Here is a 23117-nt window from a genome sequence, read left to right on the forward strand (position 1 = left end):
GCCCAGCTCGATCTACCGCCCTCTCCCCTTCGGCTTGCGCAGCACCATCGCGACAGCCGTACCCAGGAGAATCCCAGGCACGAGCAGCAGACCGAGCGACAGCTCGGGCGCCACGAGGTGAGCCGCATACAGACTGCCCACGCTCACGACGGAAGCGATGACGGGTCCGATACGGTCGGTCTTGTGATCCGGCGAGCGCATTTCTGCCACCTCTGATTTCAGTTCCATGCGGTGCCCCACATTCCGCCTCCGCACCCGAAGGCGAACGTCACTCCGGCCGTGCCCCAGCCGGATTCCCCGGTCCACGTGCCGTACGTGAAGACCGGACCGGCCGCGCTGGTGCCCCATACCGCGCAGGCCCTGACGTAGTGAATGCGATAGATGCGAGACGCAGCCACATGATGGAGGTGGAAAATGCGATGGTGCCTCACGCAGTGGACGGACCGGTGGCGTGCACGATGCCGGGAACGGCGCCGATGCGGCCGTTGCCCATCGATGCCGTGGCAGTCGGCGGGACCGGCGCGGAGCGTGGCGGCCGCCTCCTCGATCGGGACCGGCCCTCGCGCGCCCTCGGACCCGGCTTCGCCGGCCAGTCGGTCGAGCCGTGCCTCCTGGTGCTCGACCGGTGTCGCAGTCTCGAGCCGTCGAGGGGCTCTGCTCTCATGCGTCCACCCGGCCGAGATCACTCGTCCAGGGACCTTGTTCGATCACACCCGTCCTCATGACCGGTGGAAATACGGCTTCTCAGGCATCGGGGTGCGGTGGCAGGGCGAGCCAGGCCTGCCAGGAGATCTCGCGGCCGATGAAGCGCGGTCGCTCGAACGGCCAGTCCTCGGCGATCCACCGCGGCACCAGCGCGTCCAGCGCCTGCTCGGCCTCGCTGCCCACCAGTTCGTCCACCACCCACCAGGAGATCTCACCGTCCGCGCCGGCCTTCTCCGGCGGGTCGATGTAGACGCAGCCGAGCAGCGCGGTCTCCGCCGCGTCGAACAGCGCGTAGTTGAAGGACTGGTGTGCGGCGATCTCCTTCTCGTGCCGCAACAGGTCGGCCTCGTAGGTCATGGTGGCCGCGGGCCAGCCCCAGGCCGGGCCGAAGACGGTCCACAGCCGCTCGCGCGAGCCCATCACGGCCGGATAGTCGAGCGGGGTGTCCGCCTCCCGGATGGGCCGCAGGTGATGGCCGTCCGACAGCGGCACCAGGACGGGGTGGACGAAGTCGTCGGGAAGCCAGCTCATGGCGCCCGACCGTAGCACCGCACGGGTGTCCGCTCTCCCGGGTTTTCTCCGTACCGACGCGCCGGCCTCCGTCACGGCGCACCCGGGCCGGGCGAATCGCACCCGCTCAGCCGGCCGAAGTGTTCCGTGTCGCCTCGCGTGCTTCGGTGAGGGCTCGCCGCCTGAGGTCGCCGCCGAACAACTGGATCCTGGTGGCGGCCAGGACGTCGTCCCTGCCGATGGTCCGCCCGGCCGCCCTGCGGGCGGACGGGGTCCGGAGGGATTCCCCGGGCAACGGGGGCGCGGCCGGTTCGCCCGACGTCACCGGGGTGACCGTACCGAAACGCCTGGCCCCGTCCTCGCGGACGACCACGGCCGCGTCCCGGGCGAGGTCCGTCAGGAACACGCTCGCGATTCCGTCCAGGTCGCGGACCATCGCCGGAACGGCCGTCACCCCCTGGCTCCGCAGCAGCTTCCTGACCCCGGCCTCGAACCTGTGGGCGCCGGCCACAGCACTCGGTCTGCGCGCCCCTCTGCGCTCACGGACAGACACGATGACTCCCTCGGCGTCGTACAGGACACCGGTCAGGCCATGGAACGTCGGGCTGTGGAGGTACCACTGGCACCCCACCTCGATCTCGACGTTCCGGCCGATCGCCGAGACGAGGTCCCGGGGAATCAGCTTCTTCCGGGCCTCCTCCGCCGCCGCGCTCCTCGCGCCGTCGATGATCTCCGTCAGCACTGTCCGCGTCACCGACGCGGCGGCCCACGCGGCCGGCCGGGAGACGTGCATCGAGGTCACGTCCCTGAACACCGCTTTGACGAGAGGAGACTTGAACGGCGGGACACCCGTGACCGAGGCGGTCAAGCGTGCCTCGCTCCGGCGGGCCCGCTCACGACCGTGAGCAGGTCCACGACGAAGATCAGCGTCGAGCCCGCCGGGATCAACGGAGAGGGTGACTGCCTGCCGTAACCGAGCCGCGGGGGAACGATGATCTCGCGCCGGCCGCCGACCTTCATTCCCCTCACCCCCCGGTCCCAGCCCTTGATGACCTTGCCACCGCCCACGGCGAACTTGAACGGCCGGTCCCGCTCCCAGGAGGAGTCGAACTCCCTTCCGGACGCGAACGTGACCCCTACATAGTGAACCTGGACGACCCTGCCCGGCTGCGCCTCGGGTCCGTCTCCGACCACGAGGTCCCGGATCGTCAGCTCGGTGGGCGCGTCACCCTCCGGCACCTCGATTCCGGGCTTCGTCAGTTCGCTCATCACGGTCCCATCGCTCGCCACCGGAATCCCTCGTACGGGCCGGCCGGACACATGGACCTTCCATGCGGCAGTCGATCACGCTACCGGCAATGCCCCTGTCGGGCCCGCCCGCACGACCGTCATCGCCGGAGCCGTCCCCCACCGGAGGGACGACACAGGAGAGACGACACGGGACGCTCACCGATCACCACCCCGTGCGAGCCGCGCCCCGGCGCCGGGCGGGCCGCCGGAACGCTCGGTTACACCGAAGCACCCGTGGGTAGTCGTCGATCAATGGGCCCGACACCAAATCTTGGGCACAAATTCCACACATCCCCCTCTTCATACCGGCCTCGATGGTCTAGATTGACCGTGCTTCACCTGTTCGGACACGAGGCGACCAATAAGGATCTATAGGTCCGGTGCCACGGAATGCCAGTATGGGCGTCCTCGGCACCAGACTTGGGGGTGGTCGGTTCTCGGGGCTCCAGAGGGCTTGGGTGCGGGGAGCACCCGGGACCTCGACGGCTCCCGGACACCTCGGGCGTCCGGCAGGACGAGCAAGTCCGCCGCCGTCAGGGCGAATTGTTCATACAGCCCTGGAACGGTCGGACTGTCATGCACGGGAGGCGCGCCTCCCGGGGGGAGGAAGAGCGCGGCGCGGGAGGCGGGGGCCTCCCGGGGGGAGGAACGGCGCGGCGCGGTGCGGGGGGCGGGGGTGCCTCCCGGAGCGAGGAACAGTGTTGGACGAACACGTCGAATCACTGGAACCTGGGGGGTTCTGTGCGGCAAGGGGGACTAGTACGCCCGTTTCCGTCTGCGCGCGGGCGTCTGACGGACGAGGCGATGAACCAGCCTGCGACCGACTGGGAGCAGCGGTACCGCCGTACCGTCATCACCAGCGACACGGTGGTCACCGCCTGCGTGGTGGCCGCGATCGGCAACTTCTTCGGGGCCCGGGACGCGGCCAACTGGCATGAGAAGTGGGGGATCCTCGCCTTCGGCACCGAACTGCTGGTGCTGGGGTCGCTCTGGGTGAGCCGGGCGTGGGCACCGGCCGTATTGGGCCAGGGCGCCGAGGAATTCCGCCGGCTCGGCCGCTCTCTGTTCACGGCGACCGTCGTGCTCGCGCTCGGCGGGATCGCCCTCACCTCGCGCAACATCAAACTCTGGATCTTCGTCGCGATCCCCGCGATCGCGCTGGTCGCCATGACGGAGCGGTATCTGCTGCGCCTGTGGCTGCACAAACAGCGGAAGGAAGGGCGCTGCCTGCGGCCGGTGCTCGCCGCCGGGAGCCCGGCCACCGTGCGCGACCTGGTCTCCCGGACCCGCAAGTTCCCGCACCTGGGCTGGCGGGTGGAGGCGGTGTGCACGACGGACGGTCACGGGCTCGAGGGTGACCAGCTGGACGGGGTTCCGGTCGTCGGCAGGCTGGCGGACGTCGCGAACCACGTCCACCGCGACGGCTACCGTGTCGTCGCCGTCACACCGGACCCGCACTGGTCACCGGACAAGCTGCAGCGGCTGGCCTGGAACCTCGAGGGCAGCGACGCCGAGATGGTCGTGGCGCCCGTGCTGATGGAGGTGGCCGGCCCGCGGCTGCACGTGGACGCGGTGCTCGGGATCCCGCTGCTGCGGGTCAGCATGCCGACCTTCACCGGGGGCCGCCGGGCGGTCAAGGTGGTGGTCGACCGGCTGGGCGCGGCGGTCCTGATCCTGCTGTTCGCGCCGCTGATGCTGGTCGTCGGGCTGCTCGTGCTGCTGGACAGCCGGGGCGGGGCGTTCTACCGCCAGCGCAGGGTCGGCAAGAACGGCCGCGAGTTCACGATCCTCAAGTTCCGCACCATGGTCGTCGGGGCCCACAAGGCACGTGCCGAGCTGGCCGGCCTCGACGAGGGCGCCGGGCTGTTGTTCAAGGTCCGCCGAGATCCGCGGGTGACCCGGGTGGGAGCGGTGCTGCGCCGGTACTCGCTCGACGAACTCCCGCAGCTCTTCAACGTGTTGGCCGGGTCCATGTCGCTCGTCGGTCCGCGGCCCCCGTTACCGGAGGAGTCCGCCGCGTACGGACCGGACATCCGGCGGCGGTTGCTGGTCAAGCCCGGACTCACCGGCCTGTGGCAGATCAGCGGACGCAGCGACCTGTCGTGGGAGGAGGCGGTGCGGCTGGACCTGCGGTACGTGGAGGACTGGTCGCTCGCCCTGGACACGGTGATCCTGTGGAAGACGCTGCGTGCGGTGCTGTACGGGCAGGGGGCCTACTGATGCGCGCGGAGCGTCGTCGGGCAGGGGTGCGGACGGCAGGCCGCAGGGGCCTGACCGGGGGGAGGAACGGGTCATGAAGGTCAGCGTTTTCGGGCTCGGCTACGTGGGCTGTGTGTCGGCCGCGTGCCTGGCCGGCCGGGGGCACGAGGTCATCGGTGTCGACGTGAACCAGGTGAAGGTCGACCTGGTCAACGACGGCAAGGCCCCGGTGGTCGAGGAGGGGATCGGCGAACTCGTCGCCGACGTCGTGGGGAGCGGCGCCTTACGCGCCACCACCGACGTCCGTGAGGCGATCGCGAACAGCGAGGTGTCGCTGATCTGCGTGGGCACGCCGTCGGAGCCCAACGGCAGTCTGTGCACCACGTACTTGGAGCGGGTCACCGAGGAGATCGGTACCGCGCTGGCCGAGCGGGGCGGGCGGCACACCGTCGTGTTCCGCAGCACCATGCTCCCGGGCACCTGTCTGAACCTGCTGGTGCCGATCCTGGAGAAGGCCGTCGGGGGCACGGCCGGCGTGGACGTCGGGGTCGCGGTCAACCCGGAGTTCCTGCGCGAGGGCACCAGCGTGCGGGACTTCTTCGACCCGCCCAAGACCGTCATCGGCGAACTCGACGCGGCGAGCGGCGACGTGGTGGCGGAGCTGTACGAGGATCTGCCCGGCGACGTGTTCCGGGTACCGGTCCCGGTGGCCGAGGCGATCAAGTACGCGGACAACGCGTTCCACGGCCTCAAGATCGGCTTCGCGAACGAGCTGGGCGCGGTGTGCCAGGCGCTCGGGGTGGACTCGCACCAGGTGATCGACGTGTTCCTGGCCGACCGCAAGCTGAACATCAGCCCCGCCTACCTGCGGCCCGGCTTCGCCTTCGGCGGCTCCTGCCTGCCCAAGGACCTGCGCAGCCTGGTCCACGCGGCGCAGCGGGCCGACGTGTCGGTGCCCATCCTGTCCCATGTGCTGCCCTCCAACGCCGACCATCTACAGCGTGCGGTGGAGCTGGTCGAGCGCACCGGCAAGCGCAAGGTGGGGCTGTTCGGGCTGTCCTTCAAGCCCGGCACCGACGACCTGCGCGAGAGCCCGCTCGTCGAACTGGCGGAGCGGCTCTTCGGCAAGGGCTACGACCTGCGGATCCACGACGCCAACGTGAGCCTGTCCCGGCTGCTCGGCGCGAACCGCGAGTACATCGAGACCCGGCTGCCGCACCTCGCGCAGCTGCTCGCGGATTCCGTCGACGAGGTGCTCGAGCACGCCGAGGTGTGCCTCGTCGGGACCAAGGATCCGGCCGTACTGGCGGCGCTTCCCCATGGTGACGGCCCCGTCATCGTCGACCTCGTCCGCCTTCCCGACGCCGACGCGCGCCGGGCCGAACCGGGATACATGGGCCTTGCTTGGTAAAAAGACCGGGGGCGCCCGGCCGGGCCGGCGCGCGCTGATCCTGGTGGAGAACCTGTCGGTGCCGTTCGACCGGCGGGTGTGGCAGGAGTGCACGACACTGCGCGACGCGGGCTGGACGGTGCACGTCATCTGTCCGCAGGGCAGCAAGCGGGACACGGAGCCGGAGGCCGTGATCGACGGGGTGCGGATCCACCGCTACCCGTTGCGCGCGGCCACCGGAGGACCGGCCGGCTACCTGCGGGAGTACGGATCGGCGCTGTGGCACACGTTCCGGCTGGCCCGGAAGGTCGGCCCGGTCCACGTCGTCCACGCCTGCAACCCGCCCGACCTGCTGTTCCTGCCGGCCCGGTGGCTGAAGCGGCGCGGCGCGCGGTTCGTCTTCGACCAGCACGACCTGGTGCCCGAGCTGTACCTCTCCCGGTTCGGCCGCGGCAAGGACCTGCTCTACCGCGGCGTGTGCGCGCTGGAGCGGATGACGTACCGGACCGCGGACGTCGTGATCGCCACGAACGAGAGCTACCGGGACGTCGCGGTGAGCCGTGGCGGCAAGCGGCCCGAGGACGTCTTCGTGGTGCGCAGCGCGCCCGACATCGACCGTTTCCACCCCGTGCCGCCGGAGCCGGAGCTGAAGCGCGGCAAGCCCCATCTGCTGTGCTACCTCGGTGTGATGGGCCCGCAGGACGGCGTCGACTACGCCCTGCGGGCCCTGGCGAAGCTGCGCGACGAGGTCGGGCGGAGCGACTGGCACGCGGTGTTCGTGGGCGGCGGTGACACCTTCGACGCGATGGTGGAGCTGTCCCGGCAGCTCGGGCTCTCGGATCAGGTGCAGTTCACCGGGCGCATCCCGGACGCCGACCTGGTGCGCTACCTGTCCACGGCGGACGTGTGCCTCTCCCCCGACCCGCACAATCCGCTCAACGACGTGTCGACCATGAACAAGGTCCTGGAGTACATGGTGATGGGCCGGCCGCTCGTCTCCTTCGACCTCCGGGAGGCGCGCGTCTCCGCCGGTGACGCCGCCGTCTACGCGCCCGCCAACGACGAGGCCGAGTTCGCGCGGCTCGTCGCACGGCTCATGGACGATCCGGAGAAGCGGGCCCTGATGGGCAAGATCGGCCAGGAGCGGATCAGCGGCCCGCTCTCCTGGCGCAACTCGCAGGCCTCGCTGCTCGCCGCCTACGCCGCCGCCTGCGGTGACGCCGCTCCGGCGTCGGCGGGCGACCCGGACCGTGCACAGGGCGGAGGCCGCACCGTTGAACGATGACACGATACGCCTGGCCACCATCGGGCGGATCATCCGTCGGCGCTGGCGGCTCCTCGCCGCCCTCGCCCTGGTGGGCGCGCTCGGCGGGTACGGCGCTTCCCTGCTGTTCCCCGCGCAGTACACGACGTCGGCGTCGGTGCTGCTGCCGGGGGCGTGGGAGGAGCGCGAGCTGCTGACCCAGGAGGAGATCGCGACCAGTTCGGTCGTGGTCGACCAGGCGGCCGGCACGCTCCACTGGTCCGGGGTCTCCAAGAGCGAACTGCGCAAGCGGGTGAGCGCCAAGACCTCCGACGGGAACATCATCGAGATCTCGGGCACGGCCGAGACCCCGGAGCGCGCGCAGCAGCTCGCCGACGCGGTGGCCCAGCAGTTCGTCACGTTCGCCGCGCGGGTCGTGGACGACAACAGCGACCCCGAGGCGGCGGCGCAGCGCGAGGCGCTCCAGGAGACGGTGACGCAGACCAGCCGCCGCATCACGCAGCTGGCCGACGCGGCCGATCCGGGCAAGACCGTGGAGGGCGTGCAGGCCCGTACGGAGCTGGAGAAGCTGCGTACGACGCTGCAGGAAGCCATCACCAAGCTGAACCAGTCCGACCCGGCCGCCAACAAGGCCCACATGGTCGTCATGGGCCCGGCGGCCCGGCCGACCGGAGAGGCACCGCCGACGCGGACGCAGCTCATCGCCGCCGGGGCGCTGCTGTTCCTGCTGCTCGGGGTCATCGGCCATCTCACCGTGGCGCGGATGAGCCGTCGGCTGCGCACCCGGCCGGAGATCGCCGCGGCACTGGGTTCGACGTTGCTGGGCACCGTCGACGTGGCCGGGTCCCGGCCCACGCACCGGCCGGAGGGGCGTGGCCCGCGGGCCGGGATCCGCCGGCTGCTGGGTGTCGACGTCCGCTGGGACGTACCGGCCCCGCAGGTGTACGGCGACGAGGCCGGCAGGCTGATCCACTACCGGCGGGTGTGCGCCCGTCTCCGGGACCGGCTGCCCGCCCCCCGGCGGTTGTTGGTCGTCGTCCCGGACGGCGACGGGATCGCCCGCCGGGCCGCCGTGGAACTCGTCGCCGAGGCGGGCGGCGATCCGCTGCTGCGGCTGGTGGAGGTCCCGGTGTCCCGGCCGATGGTGCCCGACCGCGGCGACGAGTCCGGGGCCCTGGTCGTGCTGAGCGCGGGCAACTGGACCGCCGGGGAACTCGCCGGCATCGCCGAGGCGTGTGCGGACGCCCGGCACGAGGTCGTCGGCGTCGTACTGGCCGGAACGGCCCGGACCGTTCCGGCGCGAGCCGCCGACCGTCCCCAGGAGGCCGCCACGCCGGTGCTCGCGGTGGGCCATGACGTGAAGGGAAGTGCAGGGTGACGACGAGTACGACGCCGGAGTCGTCGGCCGCCACTCCGCTGGTGGACCTGCAGGCACTGGTGGTGGCGGTCCGCAGACGGCGCCGTTTCTGGTGCTCCACGGGACTGCTGGGACTGCTGGCGGGCGCCGCGGTGGCGATCCTGATGCCGGCGCCGCCGACCGCGGTGACCAAGGTGCTGGTCGCGCACCGGGAGGATCAGCCGAACGACCCCGGAACACTGATCCGCACCGACGTCGCGCTGCTGCAGACCACGCGGATCGCCGGCCAGGCCCTGAAGTCCCTCAAGTCCTCGGAAAAACCGGAGGACTTCATGAAGGAGTACTCGGGTGCCGGCCTGACCAACAACCTGCTTCAGATCACGGTGACGGGTGACAGCGACGCGGACGCGGAGGCTCGCGCCAAGGCGCTGGCCGACGCGTTCGTCGCAGACCACGTGAAGCGGATCAAGGATGCCGCGACCGCCGAGGCGAAGGCCCTGCTCGACCAGCGTGACCGTATGCAGGGCGAACTCGCCCAGGTCAACAAGGCGATCGGGGACGGATCGACGCAGACCGGACCGACGGCGTCGGCGGACCTGGAGTCGCTCTTCGCCCGCCGGGCCGAACTCACCTCGCGGATCACCGATTTCAGCCAGCGCGCCGCGGACGCGCGCATCGGCACGCCCCAACTCGTCGCCGGCACCCAGATCGTGGACACCCCGAGCGCGATGCAGGCCTCCCTGCCGAAGAACGCCGCCACCAACGGCGCGGTCGGGCTGGTCCTCGGCCTCGTCCTCGGCCTCTCCGTGGCCGCGGTCGGCTCGGTGGTGGCGGATCGCCCCGTGCTGCGCCGGGACATCGCGTCGAACCTCGGCGCCTCGGTCATCACGGAACTGCCCCGCCGGAAGGCCAGGCTGTGGCGGCGGCGCCGGAACCGGGCGGCACGCGAACGGCTCACCACGTCCCTGGCCCGGGCCGTGCGCGGCTCCGCGGAACCGGTGTCGCTGCTGGAACTGGGCTGTGCCCGCAACGCGGGCGCGATCGCCCTGGACCTCGCCAGGGCACTGGCGGCGGACGGACCGGTGGTCGTCGTCGACGGCCTGCCCGGCCCACAGCTCAGCAGGCGGCGCCCGAAGCCGGGAGACCCGGCCGTGGTCAGTGGTGCCGATGCCGCGGACGCACCGCACCAGGAACGCCGGATCGGCGTCGGTTCGGTGGCGCCCGGCACGGCGTGGACCGACCTCCGGTACCTGGGCACCCGGACCGTGCTCGTCGTGCGCGCCGGGCACGGCAGCGCCGCGTGGCTGCACACCGTGGCGCGGCAGCTCGCGGACCAGCGCGTCGCGGTTATCGGTGTGGTGCTGATCGACCCCGATCCGCGTGACCGGACCGACGGCACGTTGTGGGACGGACCGCTCACCGCGCTGCGCGGCCAGAACGACCGTCCGGCCCGGCAGGGCGGTGGGGGTACCTCCCCCGCCGTTCAGGCGGTGGGGGAGGACCGGCCGCGGACGGAGCGGCTGCCGATGTGGGCGGCCCGCGTCCCGGACAGTGACCAGGAGGCTCGGTAGTACATGTGTGGCATCGCAGGCACGTACCGGTGGCCGGACGGGAAGGCCGTGGCCGACCGGCTCACCGACACCCTCGCCCACCGCGGTCCGGACGGGGCGGGCCGCTACAGCCACCCCGCCGGTGACGGCGAGGTGCACCTCGGGCACCGTCGGCTGGCCATCATCGACCTGTCCGAGACCGGCGCCCAGCCGATGGTCTCGGGCGGCCTCGTCCTGACGTACAACGGCGAGCTGTACAACGCGCCCGAGCTGCGCGCCGAGCTGGAGGCCGCCGGGGTGCGCTTCCGCGGCACCTCCGACACCGAGGTGCTGCTGGAGGCCTGGCGGCGCTGGGGCACGGACTGCCTGCCGCGGCTGCGCGGCATGTTCGCGTTCGGCGTCTTCGACGAGCGCACCGGTGAACTGGTGCTCGCCCGCGACCAGTTGGGCATCAAGCCGCTGTTCCTGCTGCGACGCGGCCCGGGCCTGGTGTTCGCCTCCGAGCTCAAGGCGCTGGCCGCGGTGACCGGCGGCACGCTGGAGGTGGACCACGCCGCGCTGGTGGCGTCGCTGCTGTACTACTGGGTGCCGGACTCACGGTGCGCGTTCCGCGAGGCGGAGAAGCTGCCGCCGGGGAGCTGGATGCGGTTCCGGCCCGACGGCCGGGTGGAGCGCGGCCGGTACTGGAACCTGAGGGACGTCGCCGCCGAGGGGCGGGAGCGGGCCCGCAGCGGCGAACTGCCGGACATCGCCGCCGTCGTGGAGGAGTCGACCCGGCGCCACCTGCTCTCCGACGTGCCCGTGGCGACGTTCCTCTCCGGCGGTCTCGACTCCAGCTATCTGACCGCGCTGGCGGCCCGCGACCGGCCGGGGATCTCCGCCTACACGATCGGGTTCCGCGCCGAGGACGCCAAGTTCGAGGCGATGCCGGACGACCTGCGCTACGCCCGGCAGGTCGCCGCGGAGTTCGGCGTGGACCTGCACGAGATCGAGATCGCCCCGGACGTGCTCGACCTGCTGCCGCGGATGACGCACCACCTGGACGAGCCGATCGGCGACCCCGCCGCGATCAACACGTTCCTGATCTGCTCGGCCGCCCGGGAGGCCGGGGTCAAGGTGATGCTCTCGGGCATGGGGGCCGACGAACTGTTCGCCGGGTACCGCAAGCACCTGGCCAACCTGATCGCGCTGCGCTACCAGCGCGTCCCGCGGCCCCTGCGGCGCGGCCTGTCCGCGGCCGTGGACCGGCTGCCGGTCGCCTCGGCCCGCCGCGGTTACCGGTCGGTGCGCTTCGCGAAGCGGTTCCTGTCCTTCGCCGACCTGCCGGAGGAGACCGCCTTCCGGCGCAGTTACACCATGTACGACCAGGACGAGCTGCTCGCCCTGATCGATCCGGACCTGGCCCCGACGGTCGAGGACGTGCTGACCGAGCACGCGGACGTCTACGAGGACAACGACCTCGACGACTTCGTCAACCGCATGTGCCTGGGCGACGCCCGGATGTTCCTGCCGGGCCTGAACCTCACGTACACGGACCGGTCGAGCATGGCCGCCTCGACCGAGGTGCGGGTGCCGTACGTGGACGTCGAGGTGGTCAGGGCGGCGTTCGCCGTCCCCGGTGACCGCAAGATCGTCAAACGGCAGAGCAAGGCCGTCCTCAAGGAGGCGGCCACCTCGGTCCTGCCGCGGGAGATCGTGTACCGGCCCAAGGGCCTGTTCAGCGCACCGCTGCGGGCCTGGATGAGCCGGGACCTGGCACCACTGGTGCGCGAGGTGGTGAACGACGGCGAACTGGTCCGCTCCGGGCTCCTGCGCCGGGACGCCCTGGCGCGCATGGTCGCCGAGGACGCCTCCGGGCAGCGGGACTTCTCCAAGCATCTGTGGCACGTGCTGACCCTCGAGTACTGGTACCGCGGCGCGACTTCCAAGGCCGGCCAGGACTCCCCCGTGACGGCGTAGAGACAGTAGAGACAAGAGGACTTCGGTGAAACAGGTCGTACAGAACTACAAGAGCGGCGAGCTGGCGCTGCTCGACGTGCCGGTCCCCGGGTGCAAGCCCGGCGGTGTGCTGGTGCGGACCGCCTTCTCGCTGATCTCCACCGGCACCGAGCTCATGAAGGTGTCCGAGGCCGGCATGTCGATGCTGGGCAAGGCCCGCTCCCGGCCGGACCAGGTGGCCAAGGTCGTGCAGAGCGTGGCCACCAACGGGGTGCCCGCCACCTACCGCAAGGTGATGGGCAAGCTGGACTCCTACACACCGCTGGGCTACTCGCTGTGCGGGGTGGTCGAGCAGGTCGGCGCCGGGATCGACGACGTGAAGGTCGGCGACCTGGTGGCCTGCGCCGGCAACGAGCACGCGCTGCACGCCGAGCTGAACTGGGTGCCGAAGAACCTCTACGCCCCGGTGCCGGACGGTCTCGCGCCGCGGCACGCGGCCTTCGGCACCGTCGGGTCGATCGCGATGCAGGGCGTCCGCCAGGGCGAGTCGCGGCTCGGCGAGGTGGCGCTGGTCATCGGCCTCGGGCTGATCGGACAACTGGTGGTGCAGCTGCTGACCGCCTCGGGGGTCCGGGTCGTCGGCGTCGACCCCGACCCGGCGCGCTGCGAGCTCGCCGAGAGCCTGGGCGCGACGGCCTGCGGCGACCCCTCCTCCGCGGCCGTGGAGAACTCCGTCGCCGAACTCACCGACGGCCACGGCGTGGACCAGGTGTACCTGGCCGCCGGCGGCGGCAGCAACCAGCCCGTCGAGCTGGCGGCACGGCTCTGCCGGGACCGCGGCCGGGTCGTCGACATCGGCAAGTGCCGCCTCGACCTGCCGTGGAACGCGTACTACGAGAAGGAGCTCGACGTCCGGTTCTCCCGCAGCTACGGACCCGGGCGCTACGACCCGGCGTACGAGCTGGAGGGCCGGGACTACCCGATCGGCTACGTGCGCTGGACCGAGCGCCGCAACCTGGCGTGCTTCCTCGACCTGGTCGCCCGCGGCAAGGTCGACGTGGAGCCGCTGATCTCCCACATCGCCGGCTTCGACGACGCCGTCGAGACGTACCGGAGCCTGAAGGACGGCGAACTGAAGGCCGTGGCCGTGCTGTTCCGGTACCCCGAGCAGGCGGTGGAGGCCGAGGCCCCCGCGGTGACCGTGCCCGCGGTGAAGCGGACCGCGGCCGGGGGGTCCGCCCCGGTCCGGCCCGTCAGGACGCCGGTGCGCCTCGCGTTCGTCGGCGCGGGCAACTACGCGACGTCGATGCTGCTGCCGCACCTGACCCAGCGCGACGGTGTCGAGCTGTCGACGGTCGTCACCACGACGGCGCTGTCCGCGGCCAACGCGCAGCGGAAGTTCGGCTTCGCCGAGGCGACCACCGACCTGGACGCCGTGCTCGGGGACAAGTCCGTCGACGCGGTGTTCGTGGTCACCCGGCACAGTTCGCACGCCGAGCTGACCCGCAAGGCGCTGCTGGCGGGCAAGGCGGTCTTCGTGGAGAAGCCGCTGGCGCTCACCGAGGACGAACTGGCCGGTGTGCTCGCCGCGGTGGAGGAGTCCGGCAACGACCGGTTGCAGGTGGGCTTCAACCGCCGGTTCGCGCCACTGTTGCAGGAGGCCAGGCAGCGGTTCGGCGCCAGGACCGGCCCGGCGAGCCTGCGCTACCTGGTCAACGCGGGCCGCCTCGACCACGGCAGCTGGTACCTCCAGCAGGGCACCGAGGGATCGCGGTTCGCCGGCGAGGGCGGGCACTTCATCGACACCGCGAGCTGGCTGCTCGACGCCGATCCGGTCTCGGTGTACGCGGTCGCCCCGTCCGGCAACGAGGACCTGCAGGTCGTGCTGCGCTACCCGGACGGATCCACCGCCACCATCAGCTACGTCACCACCGGCGCGTCCGGCTTCCCCAAGGAGACGCTGGACCTGGTCGCGGACGGCAAGGTGCTGCGGCTCGACGACTTCGTCCGTGCCTCGGTGTACGGCCACAAGAAGTGGGTCAGTTCGCGGCTGCCCAAGGCCCGGGACAAGGGCCAGTCCGCCGAACTGGCCGCGTTCGTCAGGGCCGTCCGGACCGGCGGTCCGATGCCGGTGCCGCTGGAGTCGCTGGTGGCCACGACGGCGGCCACCCTCGCCGTGCAGGCCGGCCTGGCCGGCGGCGCGCCCGTGACGCTGGCGGACGCCCGATGACCATGAGCGCGGGGTGGTACCTGCGGCGGCTGTCCCGGATGGGGCCGCGGGAGGTCGGCGGCCGGGTGGGTGACACGGTGCGCAGGCGGCGCTGGCGGTCGGCGCAGCCGGTCTGCCCGAGCGTGCGCGGCGCCCGGTTCACCGCGGTGCTGCCCGCGGGGACGGTCGACGCGGTGCCGCCGGACGCCGTGAAGCGTCTCGTCGCCGAGGCGGACCGGCTGATGGACGGGCACGCCGAGTTCTTCGGGGTGGAGCGCCACGACATGGCCGCCCCTGACTGGTCGTTGGACCCGAAGACCTGGCGCCGGGCTCCGCTGGTGTACGCCTTCGACGTGCCGTACCGCGACGAGGAGGCGGTCGGGGACATCAAGCAGATCTGGGAGCCGTCCCGGCACCAGTACCTCACCGTGCTCGCCGCCGCCTACGCGGTCACCGGGGACGAGCGGTACGCGGAACGGGTGGCCACGCACCTGCGGTCGTGGTGGGCGGTCAACACGCCGCTGCGCGGGGTGCAGTGGACCAGCGGCATCGAGCTGGGGATCCGGCTGCTGTCCTGGGTGTGGATCCGCCGGCTGCTCGACGGCTGGCCGGGCGCGGCCGCGCTGTTCGAGGACAATCCGGAGGCGCGCGAGCAGATCTGGCACCACCAGCGCTGGCTGGCCGCCTTCCCCAGCCGGGGCTCCTCGGCGAACAACCACGTCATCGCCGAGGCCGCCGGGCAGTTGGCCGCGTCCTGCGCGTTCGGATGGTTCCCCTCCTCGGCGCGCTGGCGGGCCGACGCGCTGCGTTCGCTGGAGCGGAACCTGCGGGCCAACACCTTCGGCTCCGGCCTCAACCGGGAGCTGGCCACCGAGTACCACGGGCTGGTGCTGGAGCTGGGCCTGGCCGCGCTGGCCGAGGCGGACGCCGCGGGCGTACAGGTCCCCGCGACGGTCCGGCTGGTGCTGCTGCGGATGACGGACGCGCTCGCGGCCGTCGTGGACAACCGGCTGCGGCCGCCGCGCCAGGGCGACGCGGACGACGGACACGGTCTGGTCGTGGACGGCGCGGGCACCGACCGCTGGGGCTCGCTGCTGGCCACCGGGGAGGCCGTGTTCGGCCGGCTCGGCTGGTGGCCGGAGGTGACCGGCACCGATGTGCGCACCTCGCTGCTGGCCGCGCTCGTCCGGCCGTACGCGAAGGACGGGAGCGTGACCCGCCCGGCGGCCCGGCCGGCCCATTTCGCCGACGCGGGCATGACGATCCTGCGCGGTCCGGAGGAGATCTGGGTCCGCTGCGACGGCGGTCCGCACGGATTCCTGTCCATCGCCGCGCACGCCCACGCGGACGCGCTGTCCGTGGAGGTACGGCACGACGGGGTCGACGTGCTCGCCGATCCGGGGACGTACTGCTACCACGGGCAGCCCGAGTGGCGGCAGTACTTCCGCTCCACCCTCGGCCACAACACCCTGGAGCTGGACGGCACCGACCAGTCCGGCTCCGGCGGCCCGTTCCTGTGGACCCGGCACGCCGGCAGCCGCGTCCTGGTCGCGGACACGTCCGGCGAGGGAGTGGCCCGCTGGTGCGCCGAGCACGACGGCTACGAGCACTCCGTGCACCGCCGCTGGGTGGAACTGACTTCCACGAGCCGGGAGTTGAAGCTGGTCGACGAGGTGCGCGGCCCGCGCCGGGCGGTGCGCCTCGCGTTCCACCTCGGCCCGGCGGTCACCGCGGACCTGGAGGGGAACCGGGCGCGGCTCACCTGGACCCGGGACGGCGAGGACCGCTCCGCGGTGCTCGACCTGCCCGGGGAGCTGGACTGGCGGGCGCACCGCGGCGAGAGCGAGCCGCCGCTGGGCTGGTACTCCGCCGGCTTCGGGCGCAAGGAACCCGCCACGACGCTGGTCGGCACCGGCTTCGCCGAGGGCACGCGGGAGTTCACGACCGTACTCGGGTTCCGGGGCTAGGGGGGAAGGACGCTTGGGGATCAAGGGGCGGCACTGGGCGCTGCCGGCGGCACTGCTGGCGCTGGTCCTGCCGATGGCGACCGGCTGCGACAGCGCGCCGAGCACGCGGCTGAAGCCGACCGCCGGGCCGGCCACGACCGTGGCCCGGGTGTGCGCCGAGCCCGCGTCCGGGCCGGCGAAGGCACCGGCGGGCGCGGTGACGGTCGACCCCGCCAAGCCCGGTGACCTGGCCGCGAAGACCAAGAGCCGTCCCCCGAACACCACGTTCTGGCTCCGGCCGGGCAGGCACCGGCTCGACAAGGACCGCTACGCCCAGGTCGTCCCCAAGAAGGGGGACGTCTACCTCGGCGCGCCGGGCGCGGTGCTCGACGGCCGGAGGACCAACCAGTACGCGTTCTCCGGCAACGCCCCCGGCGTCACCATCCGCTACCTGACCGTGCGGGGTTTCGTCGCCCCGCAGAACGAGGGCGTGGTCAACCACGACTCGGCCGACGGCTGGGTGATCGAGCACACGACGATCCAGGACAACTCCGGCGCCGGGCTGATGGCCGGTGCCCGTCAGCAGGTCCGCGCCAGTTGTCTGCGCGACAACGGGCAGTACGGCATGAACGCGTACAAGGGCAACGGTCCCATCAGCGGCCTGGTGCTCGAGGGCAACGAGATCACGGGCAACAACACCGACGACTGGGAGCGGAAGCAGGAGGGCTGCGGCTGCACCGGAGGCGTCAAGTTCTGGGCCGTCGACGGCGCCGACGTACGCGGCAACTGGGTGCACGACAACCGGGGAACCGGGCTCTGGGCGGACACCGACAACAACGACTTCCTCATCGAGGACAACGTGCTCGAGGCCAACGACGGTGCCGCGCTGATCTACGAGACCAGCTACAACGCGGTCGTCCGCGGGAACACGATCCGGCGGAACAACTGGGTCGAGGGCCGCAAGTACGCCGACCGCGGCGACAGCTTCCCGTTCGCGACCGTCTACCTGTCCGAGTCCGGCGGCGAACCACGGGTCCGGGCCCGCACCGACAAGATCGAGATCGCCCGGAACCTGCTGGAGGACAACTGGTCCGGGATCACCCTGTGGGAGAACGCCGACCGGTTCTGCAACAGCCCGGCCAACACCTCGTCCGGCGACTGCACGCTGCTGGTGAAGAACACCAAGCGCTGCGCGCAGCCGGCGATCGCCACCGCGCCGCTCTACGACGACTGCCGGTGGAGGACCCAGCGGGTGGACATCCACGACAACCGCTTCGTGCTGGACAAGTCCGTCGTCGGCTGCACCGTGAAGTGCGACCGCATGGCGGTGCTGGCCAACTACGGCACCTACCCGGACTGGTCGCCGTACCAGGGCGACCGGGTGGCCGAGGCGATCACCGGCAAGCAGCACAACCGCTGGCACGACAACACCTACGTCGGACCGTGGAGGTTCGTCGCCCACGACCCGAGCCGGGTACTCGACTCCGGGCAGTGGCAGGGCACGCCGTACCGGCAGGACGCGGGCAGCACCTTCCGCGCCCAGGACGGTGGTTGAGATGAACACGGACCGCACACCGAAGATCGTCGGGACGGTCTGGGGACTGCTGATCCTCAACACGCTCGGCTCCGCCGGTGCGAAGACCATCGTGCCGCTGCCCCGCTCCCTCATCCAGATGGTCACCATGGGCGCGCTGGTCACCGCGTTCGCACTGGCGCTCGTGGTCAACGTCCGGCTGCGCGTGCGGACCAGTTCCTACGTGTTCCTGCTCACCCTGCTGCTGGTGTCGAGCGTGATCTCCAGCGTGCACCTGGAGTCGGGGTTCGGCGCGCTGTTCCGCTGCTTCCGGCTGGCCCTCTTCGTCGGCACGCTGTGGCTGCTCAGCCGCTGGTGGGACGGCGGGACGACATTCGTCCGGCACCACATCCGGATGTACCTGGCCGTGCTCGGGACGGTGGCCGCGGGCCTGGTCGCCTCACCGGGCGCGGCCTTGCCCGACCTCTACGGCGGGCGTCTGGTCGGCGCGCTGTGGCCGCTCACCCCGCCGCAGATCGGACAGTACGCCGCGGTGATCATCGGGCTGACCGTGCTGCTCCTCCTGGGCCGCCGGACCGACCGGACCAGCGCGGCCGTGGTCATCGTGCCCTCCCTCGTCCTGCTCGCCCTGACCCACACCCGCACGGCCACGCTCGGCCTGCTCCTCGGGCTGGCGCTGGCGATCGGCTCGCTCATGCTGACCAGCGCCGCCGCCCGCCGGTTCTTCACCTGGGCGGTGGCGATCGTCGCGGTGGTCGCGGTGGGGTTCGCCTCCGCGCTGCAGACGTGGTTCCTGCGCGGGCAGAGCCAGGAGAACTTCTCCAGCCTCACCGGCCGGGCCAAGGTCTGGCACGCCCTGCTGGCAGAGCCGCGGAGCACCACGGAGCACCTGTTCGGCGCCGGTCTCGGCGACAAGTCGTTCGACGGGCTGCCGATCGACAACAGCTGGCTGGCCGTCTACAACGAGCAGGGCATGATCGGCGTCTGTCTGGTGGCGGCGTTCATCACCGTGCTGGGCGGCGTCGCCCTGCTGCGTCCGCCGTCGCTGTCGAGGGCCTGCGCGATCTTCCTGATCAGCTACTGCGCGATCGCGTCGTACACCGAGGCCGGACTGGGCGACGCCTCGCCGTACCTGCTGCACCTGGCCGTGGCCGCCTCACTGCTGGCGACGCCCGCCGCGGCCGCTCCCCCGCAAGCACCCGATGTCCCACGGAGGCGGCGCGTCCCGCGCTGGGCCCAGAGAACGGAGGTGGGCTGAGCATGCACGTCCTCGTGGTGCACAACCGCTACGCCTCGGCACAGCCGAGCGGTGAGAACAAGGTCGTCGACCAGGAGGTGGAACTGCTGCGCGGGGCCGGCCACCAGGTCGAGCTGTTCGAGCGGCGCAGCGACGACATCTCCGCCATGTCCCTGCCCGCCAAGGCCGCGCTGCCGTTGCGGGTGCCGTGGAACCACGCGGTCCGCAAGGAGCTCGCCGCGAAGCTCCGCGCCGAACGGCCGGACGTGGTGCACGTCCACAACGTCTTCCCGCTCCTGTCGCCGGCGGTCCTGGCCGCCTGCGCCGACGCGGGCGTGCCGGCCGTCGCCACGCTGCACAACTACACCCAGGTCTGCCCGCCCGGCACGCTGCAACGGGACGGGCGGCCGTGCACCGCGTGCGTCGGGTCCACGCCGCTGCCCGCCGTCCGGCACGGCTGCTACCGCGGCTCCCGGCTGGCGACGGTGCCGCTGGCGGTCAGCCTGTCGGTCAACCGGCGGCGCTGGTGGTCCGGCGTGGAGCGGTTCTTCTGCATCTCCGCGGCGCAGCGCGAGGTCCTGGTGGGGGCCGGCATGCCGGCCGAACGCCTGGCGGTGAAGCACAACTTCGTGCCCGAGCCCGGCGTGGTCCGGGAGGGCGACGGCGAGCACCTGCTCTATCTCGGCCGGCTTGCGGAGGCCAAGGGCGTACGGCTGCTCATGGCCGCGTGGGACGAGATCGCCTCCGGCGGCGGGATCGGCGTGCCGCTCGTGATCGCCGGAACGGGGCCGCTGGAGCGGGAGGTGACCGCCTGGGCGGCGGGGCGGGACGACGTGCGCTACGCCGGTCTGTGCGACACGGCGGAGTGCCGGAAGGCGGTCGCGCGGTCGGTCGCCGTGGTGGCTCCGTCGACCTGGCTGGAGGCGTTCGGCCTGGTGGTCGTGGAGGCGATGGCGGCGGGGGTCCCGGCCGTCGCCGCCGGTCACGGGGCCTTCGTGGAACTCGTCGAGGACGGGGTGACCGGGCTGCGGCACGTGCCGGGCGATGCCGGCTCGCTCGCGTCCTGTCTGCGCCGGATCGCTGCCGATCCGGACCGCAACCGGGAGATGGGCCGGGCGGCCCGGCGCCGTTACGAGCGGGACTTCAGCCCGGCCGTCGGGCTGGAGCGCCTGGTGGAGGGGTACCGCACCGCGATCGCGGGACGGTCCGGCGACGGGGTCGGCCCGCCGCCGGTAGGGGAAAGAACGGGCTCGTCGCGGGTGCGCCCGGGCGAGCGGGATGGGGGACTTTGATGGCACGTTGCCGACTCTGCGGCGCGGCGTCGCTGGCGAGCGTGGTCGACCTGGGGGCGACCCCGCCGTGCGAGAGCTTTCTCGCCGCGGACCAACTGGACCGACCGGAGCCGGCGTACCCGCTCCACCTGCGGGTGTGCACCGACTGCTGGCTCGCGCAGATCCCGCCGCTGATCACGCCGGAGGAGACGTTCAGCGAGTACGCGTACTTCTCCTCCTTCTCGACGTCCTGGGTGGAGCACGCGCGGACGTTCGTCGACGGCGCGGCGGCGCGGCTGGATCTCGGCGGCGACTCCTTCGTCGTCGAGGTCGCGAGCAACGACGGGTACCTGCTGAAGCACGTGGTGGACCGCGGGATCCGCTGCCTCGGCATCGAGCCCTCGGTGAACGTCGGCGCGTCGGCGCGGGACGCGGGCGTGCCCACGCTCACCGCGTTCCTGTCCCCGGACACCGGCTCGGCCGTCCGCGCCGAACACGGCCCGGCGGACCTGGTCGTGGCCAACAACGTGTACGCGCACATCCCCGACGTGGTCGGGTTCACCCAGGGGCTGCGCGCCCTGGTCGCCGACGACGGCTGGGTCTCCATCGAGGTGCAGCACCTGCTGACCCTGATCGAGGAGAACCAGTACGACACGATCTACCACGAGCACTTCCAGTACTACACGGTCGCGTCCGCGATCCGAGCCCTTGCGAGCGGCGGACTTTCCCTGGTGGACGTCGAGTTGCTGCCCACGCACGGCGGCTCGATCCGGCTGTGGGCCCGCCCGTCCGAGGTGGCCGGGGAACCCTCCGCCCGCGTGGCCGAGGTCCTCGACCGGGAGAAGGCCGCCGGACTCCAGGAGCTGTCCGGGTACACCGAGTTCTCCGCCCGGGTGGCCAAGGTGCGCCGGGACCTGCTGCGGTTCCTCATCGACGCGGCCGAGCGCGGCGAGACGGTCGTCGGCTACGGCGCCCCCGGCAAGGGCAACACCCTGCTCAACCACTGCGGCATCCGGCCCGACCTGCTCGCGTACACGGTCGACCGCAACCCCTACAAGCACGGCAGGTTCACCCCGGGCACCCGCATCCCGATCCTGTCGCCCGAGCGGATCGCCGCCGACAGGCCGGACTACGTCCTCGTCCTCCCGTGGAACCTGCGGACCGAGCTGACCGAGCAACTGTCCTTCGTGCACGACTGGGGCGGCCGGCTCGTCTTCCCCATTCCGGAACTGAGCATTGTCGAGGTCAAGCGATGAAGGTCGTCCTGTTCTGCGGCGGTTACGGGATGCGGATGCGCAACGGCACGTCCGACGACGTGCCCAAGCCGATGGCGATGGTCGGCCCGCGCCCGCTGATCTGGCACGTCATGCGCTACTACGCGCACTTCGGGCACAAGGAGTTCATCCTGTGCCTCGGGTACGGGGCCCATCACATCAAGGACTTCTTCCTCAACTACGAGGAGACGACGTCCAACGACTTCGTGCTGCGGGGCGGGAGGACCGAGCTGCTGTCGACCGACATCGCCGACTGGACGATCACCTTCGCCCAGACCGGCATCGAGTCGCCGATCGGTGAGCGGCTGCGCCGGGTGCGCCACCACCTGGACGGCGACGAGATGTTCCTCGCCAACTACGCCGACGTGCTCACCGACGCCCCGCTGCCGGAGATGATCGACAACTTCGCCCGGCGCGACGCGGGCGCCTCGATGATGGTGGTCCCGCCGCAGTCCTCCTTCCACTGCGTGGAGCTGGGCGAGGACGGGCTGGTGGGCGGCATCACCGCGGTGAGCGACATGCCGCTGTGGGAGAACGGCGGCTACTTCGTGCTCCGCCAGGAGGTCTTCGACCACATACCGGAGAACGGGGACCTGGTGGCCGACGGCTGTGCCCAACTGGCCAAGCAGGGAAGGCTGGTGGCGCACCAGCACCGCGGCTTCTGGAAGCCGACCGACACCGTGAAGGAACGGGCCGCGCTCGACGAGGCCTACACCCGGGGCGACCGTCCGTGGGCCGTGTGGGAGCAGGGCGGCACCGTGGCACGGGTGCCCGCGAGCCGGGCCGGCGCCGCGTGATCCGGCTGGGGGCCGGGCGCCTGAACGGGATCGTCGCGGTGGGCGCGCACTGCGACGACATCGCCATCGGCGCGGGCGGCACGCTGCTGGCGCTGTGCCGCGCGCATCCGGGCGTCCGCGTCGACGCGCTGGTGCTCTCCGGCGGTGGCGGCGAGCGGGAGCAGGAGGAGCGGGCCGCGCTCGCCGCCTTCTGCCCGGGTGCCGACCTCGACCTGACCGTGCACAAGCTGCCGGACGGCCGGCTGCCCGCGCACTGGGACGAGGCCAAGGGCGCGGTGGAGGAACTGCGCGCGCGGACGGAGCCGGACCTCGTGCTCGCCCCGCGCACCGACGACGCGCACCAGGACCACCGCGGCCTGGCGAAGCTCATGACCACCGCGTTCCGCGACCACCTCGTGCTCGGCTACGAGATCGTCAAGTGGGACGGCGACCTCGGCCGTCCGTCGGCGTACCAGCCGCTGGCGCCGGAGACCGCCGAGGAGAAGGTGCGACTGCTACAGGAGCACTACCCCTCGCAGCAGCACCGGCCCTGGTACGACCGGGAGGCCTTCCTCGGGCTCGCCCGGATCCGCGGCATCGAAAGCAACACGCGCTACGCCGAGGCGTTCGCGGTCACCAAACTGACTCTCGACCTGGGGGAATGAAC

The 23117-nt window shown here is 71.8% G+C and carries 18 protein-coding genes; 14 read left to right on the plus strand and 4 right to left on the minus strand.

The window, feature by feature from the left end; genetic code table 11:
* Window positions 1-12: 12 nt before the first annotated feature.
* The 4 genes from CW362_RS05485 to CW362_RS05500 all read right to left on the minus strand — a co-directional run bounded on the left by CW362_RS05485 (window position 13) and on the right by CW362_RS05500 (window position 2484).
* A complete protein-coding gene (locus CW362_RS05485) occupies window positions 13-228 on the minus strand; it encodes a hypothetical protein (protein ID WP_162683967.1) in 216 nt (71 codons plus the stop codon).
* A 516-nt stretch (window positions 229-744) separates the two neighbouring features.
* Window positions 745-1236 carry a GNAT family N-acetyltransferase gene (locus CW362_RS05490; protein ID WP_103548199.1) on the minus strand — a complete coding sequence of 164 codons (492 nt, stop codon included), beginning with the start codon at window positions 1234-1236 and terminating at the stop codon, window positions 745-747.
* A 106-nt stretch (window positions 1237-1342) separates the two neighbouring features.
* Window positions 1343-2029 carry a hypothetical protein gene (locus CW362_RS05495; RefSeq protein ID WP_103548237.1) on the minus strand — a complete coding sequence of 229 codons (687 nt, stop codon included), beginning with the start codon at window positions 2027-2029 and terminating at the stop codon, window positions 1343-1345.
* Window positions 2030-2079: 50 nt separating this feature from the next.
* A complete protein-coding gene (locus CW362_RS05500) occupies window positions 2080-2484 on the minus strand; it encodes an FKBP-type peptidyl-prolyl cis-trans isomerase (protein ID WP_103548200.1) in 405 nt (134 codons plus the stop codon).
* A gap of 762 nt (window positions 2485-3246) precedes the next feature.
* Here CW362_RS05500 and CW362_RS05505 point away from each other — a divergent pair.
* The 14 genes from CW362_RS05505 to CW362_RS05570 all read left to right on the plus strand — a co-directional run bounded on the left by CW362_RS05505 (window position 3247) and on the right by CW362_RS05570 (window position 23115).
* Window positions 3247-4725 carry a sugar transferase gene (locus CW362_RS05505; protein WP_103548201.1) on the plus strand — a complete coding sequence of 493 codons (1479 nt, stop codon included), beginning with the start codon at window positions 3247-3249 and terminating at the stop codon, window positions 4723-4725.
* Between the two features lie 73 nt (window positions 4726-4798).
* Window positions 4799-6115, plus strand: coding sequence for a nucleotide sugar dehydrogenase (locus CW362_RS05510; protein WP_103548202.1), 1317 nt, complete (start codon window positions 4799-4801; stop codon window positions 6113-6115).
* A gap of 43 nt (window positions 6116-6158) precedes the next feature.
* Window positions 6159-7379: a glycosyltransferase family 4 protein gene (locus CW362_RS05515; protein WP_420856860.1), complete on the plus strand. Its 1221-nt coding sequence runs from the start codon at window positions 6159-6161 to the stop codon at window positions 7377-7379.
* Complete coding sequence (locus tag CW362_RS05520; protein WP_103548204.1) at window positions 7369-8736, plus strand: YveK family protein; 1368 nt, start codon at window positions 7369-7371, stop codon at window positions 8734-8736. Before CW362_RS05515 ends, CW362_RS05520 begins: the two co-directional genes overlap by 11 nt.
* The gene (locus CW362_RS05525; RefSeq protein WP_103548205.1) at window positions 8733-10286 is read left to right on the plus strand and encodes a Wzz/FepE/Etk N-terminal domain-containing protein; all 1554 of its coding nucleotides are present in this window, start codon (window positions 8733-8735) and stop codon (window positions 10284-10286) included. The genes CW362_RS05520 and CW362_RS05525 overlap by 4 nt, the downstream gene beginning before the upstream one ends.
* A gap of 3 nt (window positions 10287-10289) precedes the next feature.
* Window positions 10290-12224, plus strand: a complete 1935-nt coding sequence (asnB, locus tag CW362_RS05530; protein ID WP_103548206.1) for an asparagine synthase (glutamine-hydrolyzing) — start codon at window positions 10290-10292, stop codon at window positions 12222-12224.
* A 25-nt stretch (window positions 12225-12249) separates the two neighbouring features.
* Window positions 12250-14433 carry a bi-domain-containing oxidoreductase gene (locus tag CW362_RS05535; RefSeq protein WP_103548207.1) on the plus strand — a complete coding sequence of 728 codons (2184 nt, stop codon included), beginning with the start codon at window positions 12250-12252 and terminating at the stop codon, window positions 14431-14433.
* Window positions 14430-16379 (plus strand): heparinase II/III family protein, encoded by a 1950-nt coding sequence (locus CW362_RS05540; RefSeq protein ID WP_103548208.1) that lies wholly within the window; start codon window positions 14430-14432, stop codon window positions 16377-16379. The genes CW362_RS05535 and CW362_RS05540 overlap by 4 nt, the downstream gene beginning before the upstream one ends.
* A gap of 13 nt (window positions 16380-16392) precedes the next feature.
* A complete protein-coding gene (locus CW362_RS05545; RefSeq protein WP_103548209.1) occupies window positions 16393-17913 on the plus strand; it encodes a right-handed parallel beta-helix repeat-containing protein in 1521 nt (506 codons plus the stop codon).
* 1 nt (window position 17914) lies between these two features.
* Complete coding sequence (locus CW362_RS05550; RefSeq protein WP_103548210.1) at window positions 17915-19150, plus strand: hypothetical protein; 1236 nt, start codon at window positions 17915-17917, stop codon at window positions 19148-19150.
* Between the two features lie 2 nt (window positions 19151-19152).
* Window positions 19153-20421 carry a glycosyltransferase gene (locus CW362_RS05555; protein ID WP_103548211.1) on the plus strand — a complete coding sequence of 423 codons (1269 nt, stop codon included), beginning with the start codon at window positions 19153-19155 and terminating at the stop codon, window positions 20419-20421.
* Entirely contained in the window at window positions 20421-21656 is a 1236-nt protein-coding gene (locus CW362_RS05560) for a class I SAM-dependent methyltransferase (RefSeq protein WP_103548212.1), read from the plus strand. The genes CW362_RS05555 and CW362_RS05560 overlap by 1 nt, the downstream gene beginning before the upstream one ends.
* Window positions 21653-22471: a sugar phosphate nucleotidyltransferase gene (locus tag CW362_RS05565; protein WP_103548213.1), complete on the plus strand. Its 819-nt coding sequence runs from the start codon at window positions 21653-21655 to the stop codon at window positions 22469-22471. The genes CW362_RS05560 and CW362_RS05565 overlap by 4 nt, the downstream gene beginning before the upstream one ends.
* Window positions 22468-23115: a PIG-L deacetylase family protein gene (locus CW362_RS05570; protein ID WP_103548238.1), complete on the plus strand. Its 648-nt coding sequence runs from the start codon at window positions 22468-22470 to the stop codon at window positions 23113-23115. Before CW362_RS05565 ends, CW362_RS05570 begins: the two co-directional genes overlap by 4 nt.
* Window positions 23116-23117: the final 2 nt, after the last annotated feature.

This window comes from Streptomyces populi (genome assembly GCF_002911015.1).
GTDB lineage: Bacteria > Actinomycetota > Actinomycetes > Streptomycetales > Streptomycetaceae > Streptomyces > Streptomyces populi.

Excerpts from the sequence above, each read along its gene's own strand:
- CW362_RS05555 (WP_103548211.1), top strand. The coding sequence starts at position 19,153 with ATGCACGTCCTCGTGGTGCACAACCGCTACGCCTCGGCACAGCCGAGC.
- CW362_RS05540 (WP_103548208.1), top strand. The coding sequence starts at position 14,430 with ATGACCATGAGCGCGGGGTGGTACCTGCGGCGGCTGTCCCGGATGGGG.
- CW362_RS05500 (WP_103548200.1), bottom strand. The coding sequence starts at position 2,484 with ATGAGCGAACTGACGAAGCCCGGAATCGAGGTGCCGGAGGGTGACGCG.
- CW362_RS05550 (WP_103548210.1), top strand. The coding sequence starts at position 17,915 with ATGAACACGGACCGCACACCGAAGATCGTCGGGACGGTCTGGGGACTG.
- CW362_RS05565 (WP_103548213.1), top strand. The coding sequence starts at position 21,653 with ATGAAGGTCGTCCTGTTCTGCGGCGGTTACGGGATGCGGATGCGCAAC.
- asnB (WP_103548206.1), top strand. The coding sequence starts at position 10,290 with ATGTGTGGCATCGCAGGCACGTACCGGTGGCCGGACGGGAAGGCCGTG.
- CW362_RS05560 (WP_103548212.1), top strand. The coding sequence starts at position 20,421 with ATGGCACGTTGCCGACTCTGCGGCGCGGCGTCGCTGGCGAGCGTGGTC.
- CW362_RS05490 (WP_103548199.1), bottom strand. The coding sequence starts at position 1,236 with ATGAGCTGGCTTCCCGACGACTTCGTCCACCCCGTCCTGGTGCCGCTG.
- CW362_RS05485 (WP_162683967.1), bottom strand. The coding sequence starts at position 228 with ATGGAACTGAAATCAGAGGTGGCAGAAATGCGCTCGCCGGATCACAAG.
- CW362_RS05510 (WP_103548202.1), top strand. The coding sequence starts at position 4,799 with ATGAAGGTCAGCGTTTTCGGGCTCGGCTACGTGGGCTGTGTGTCGGCC.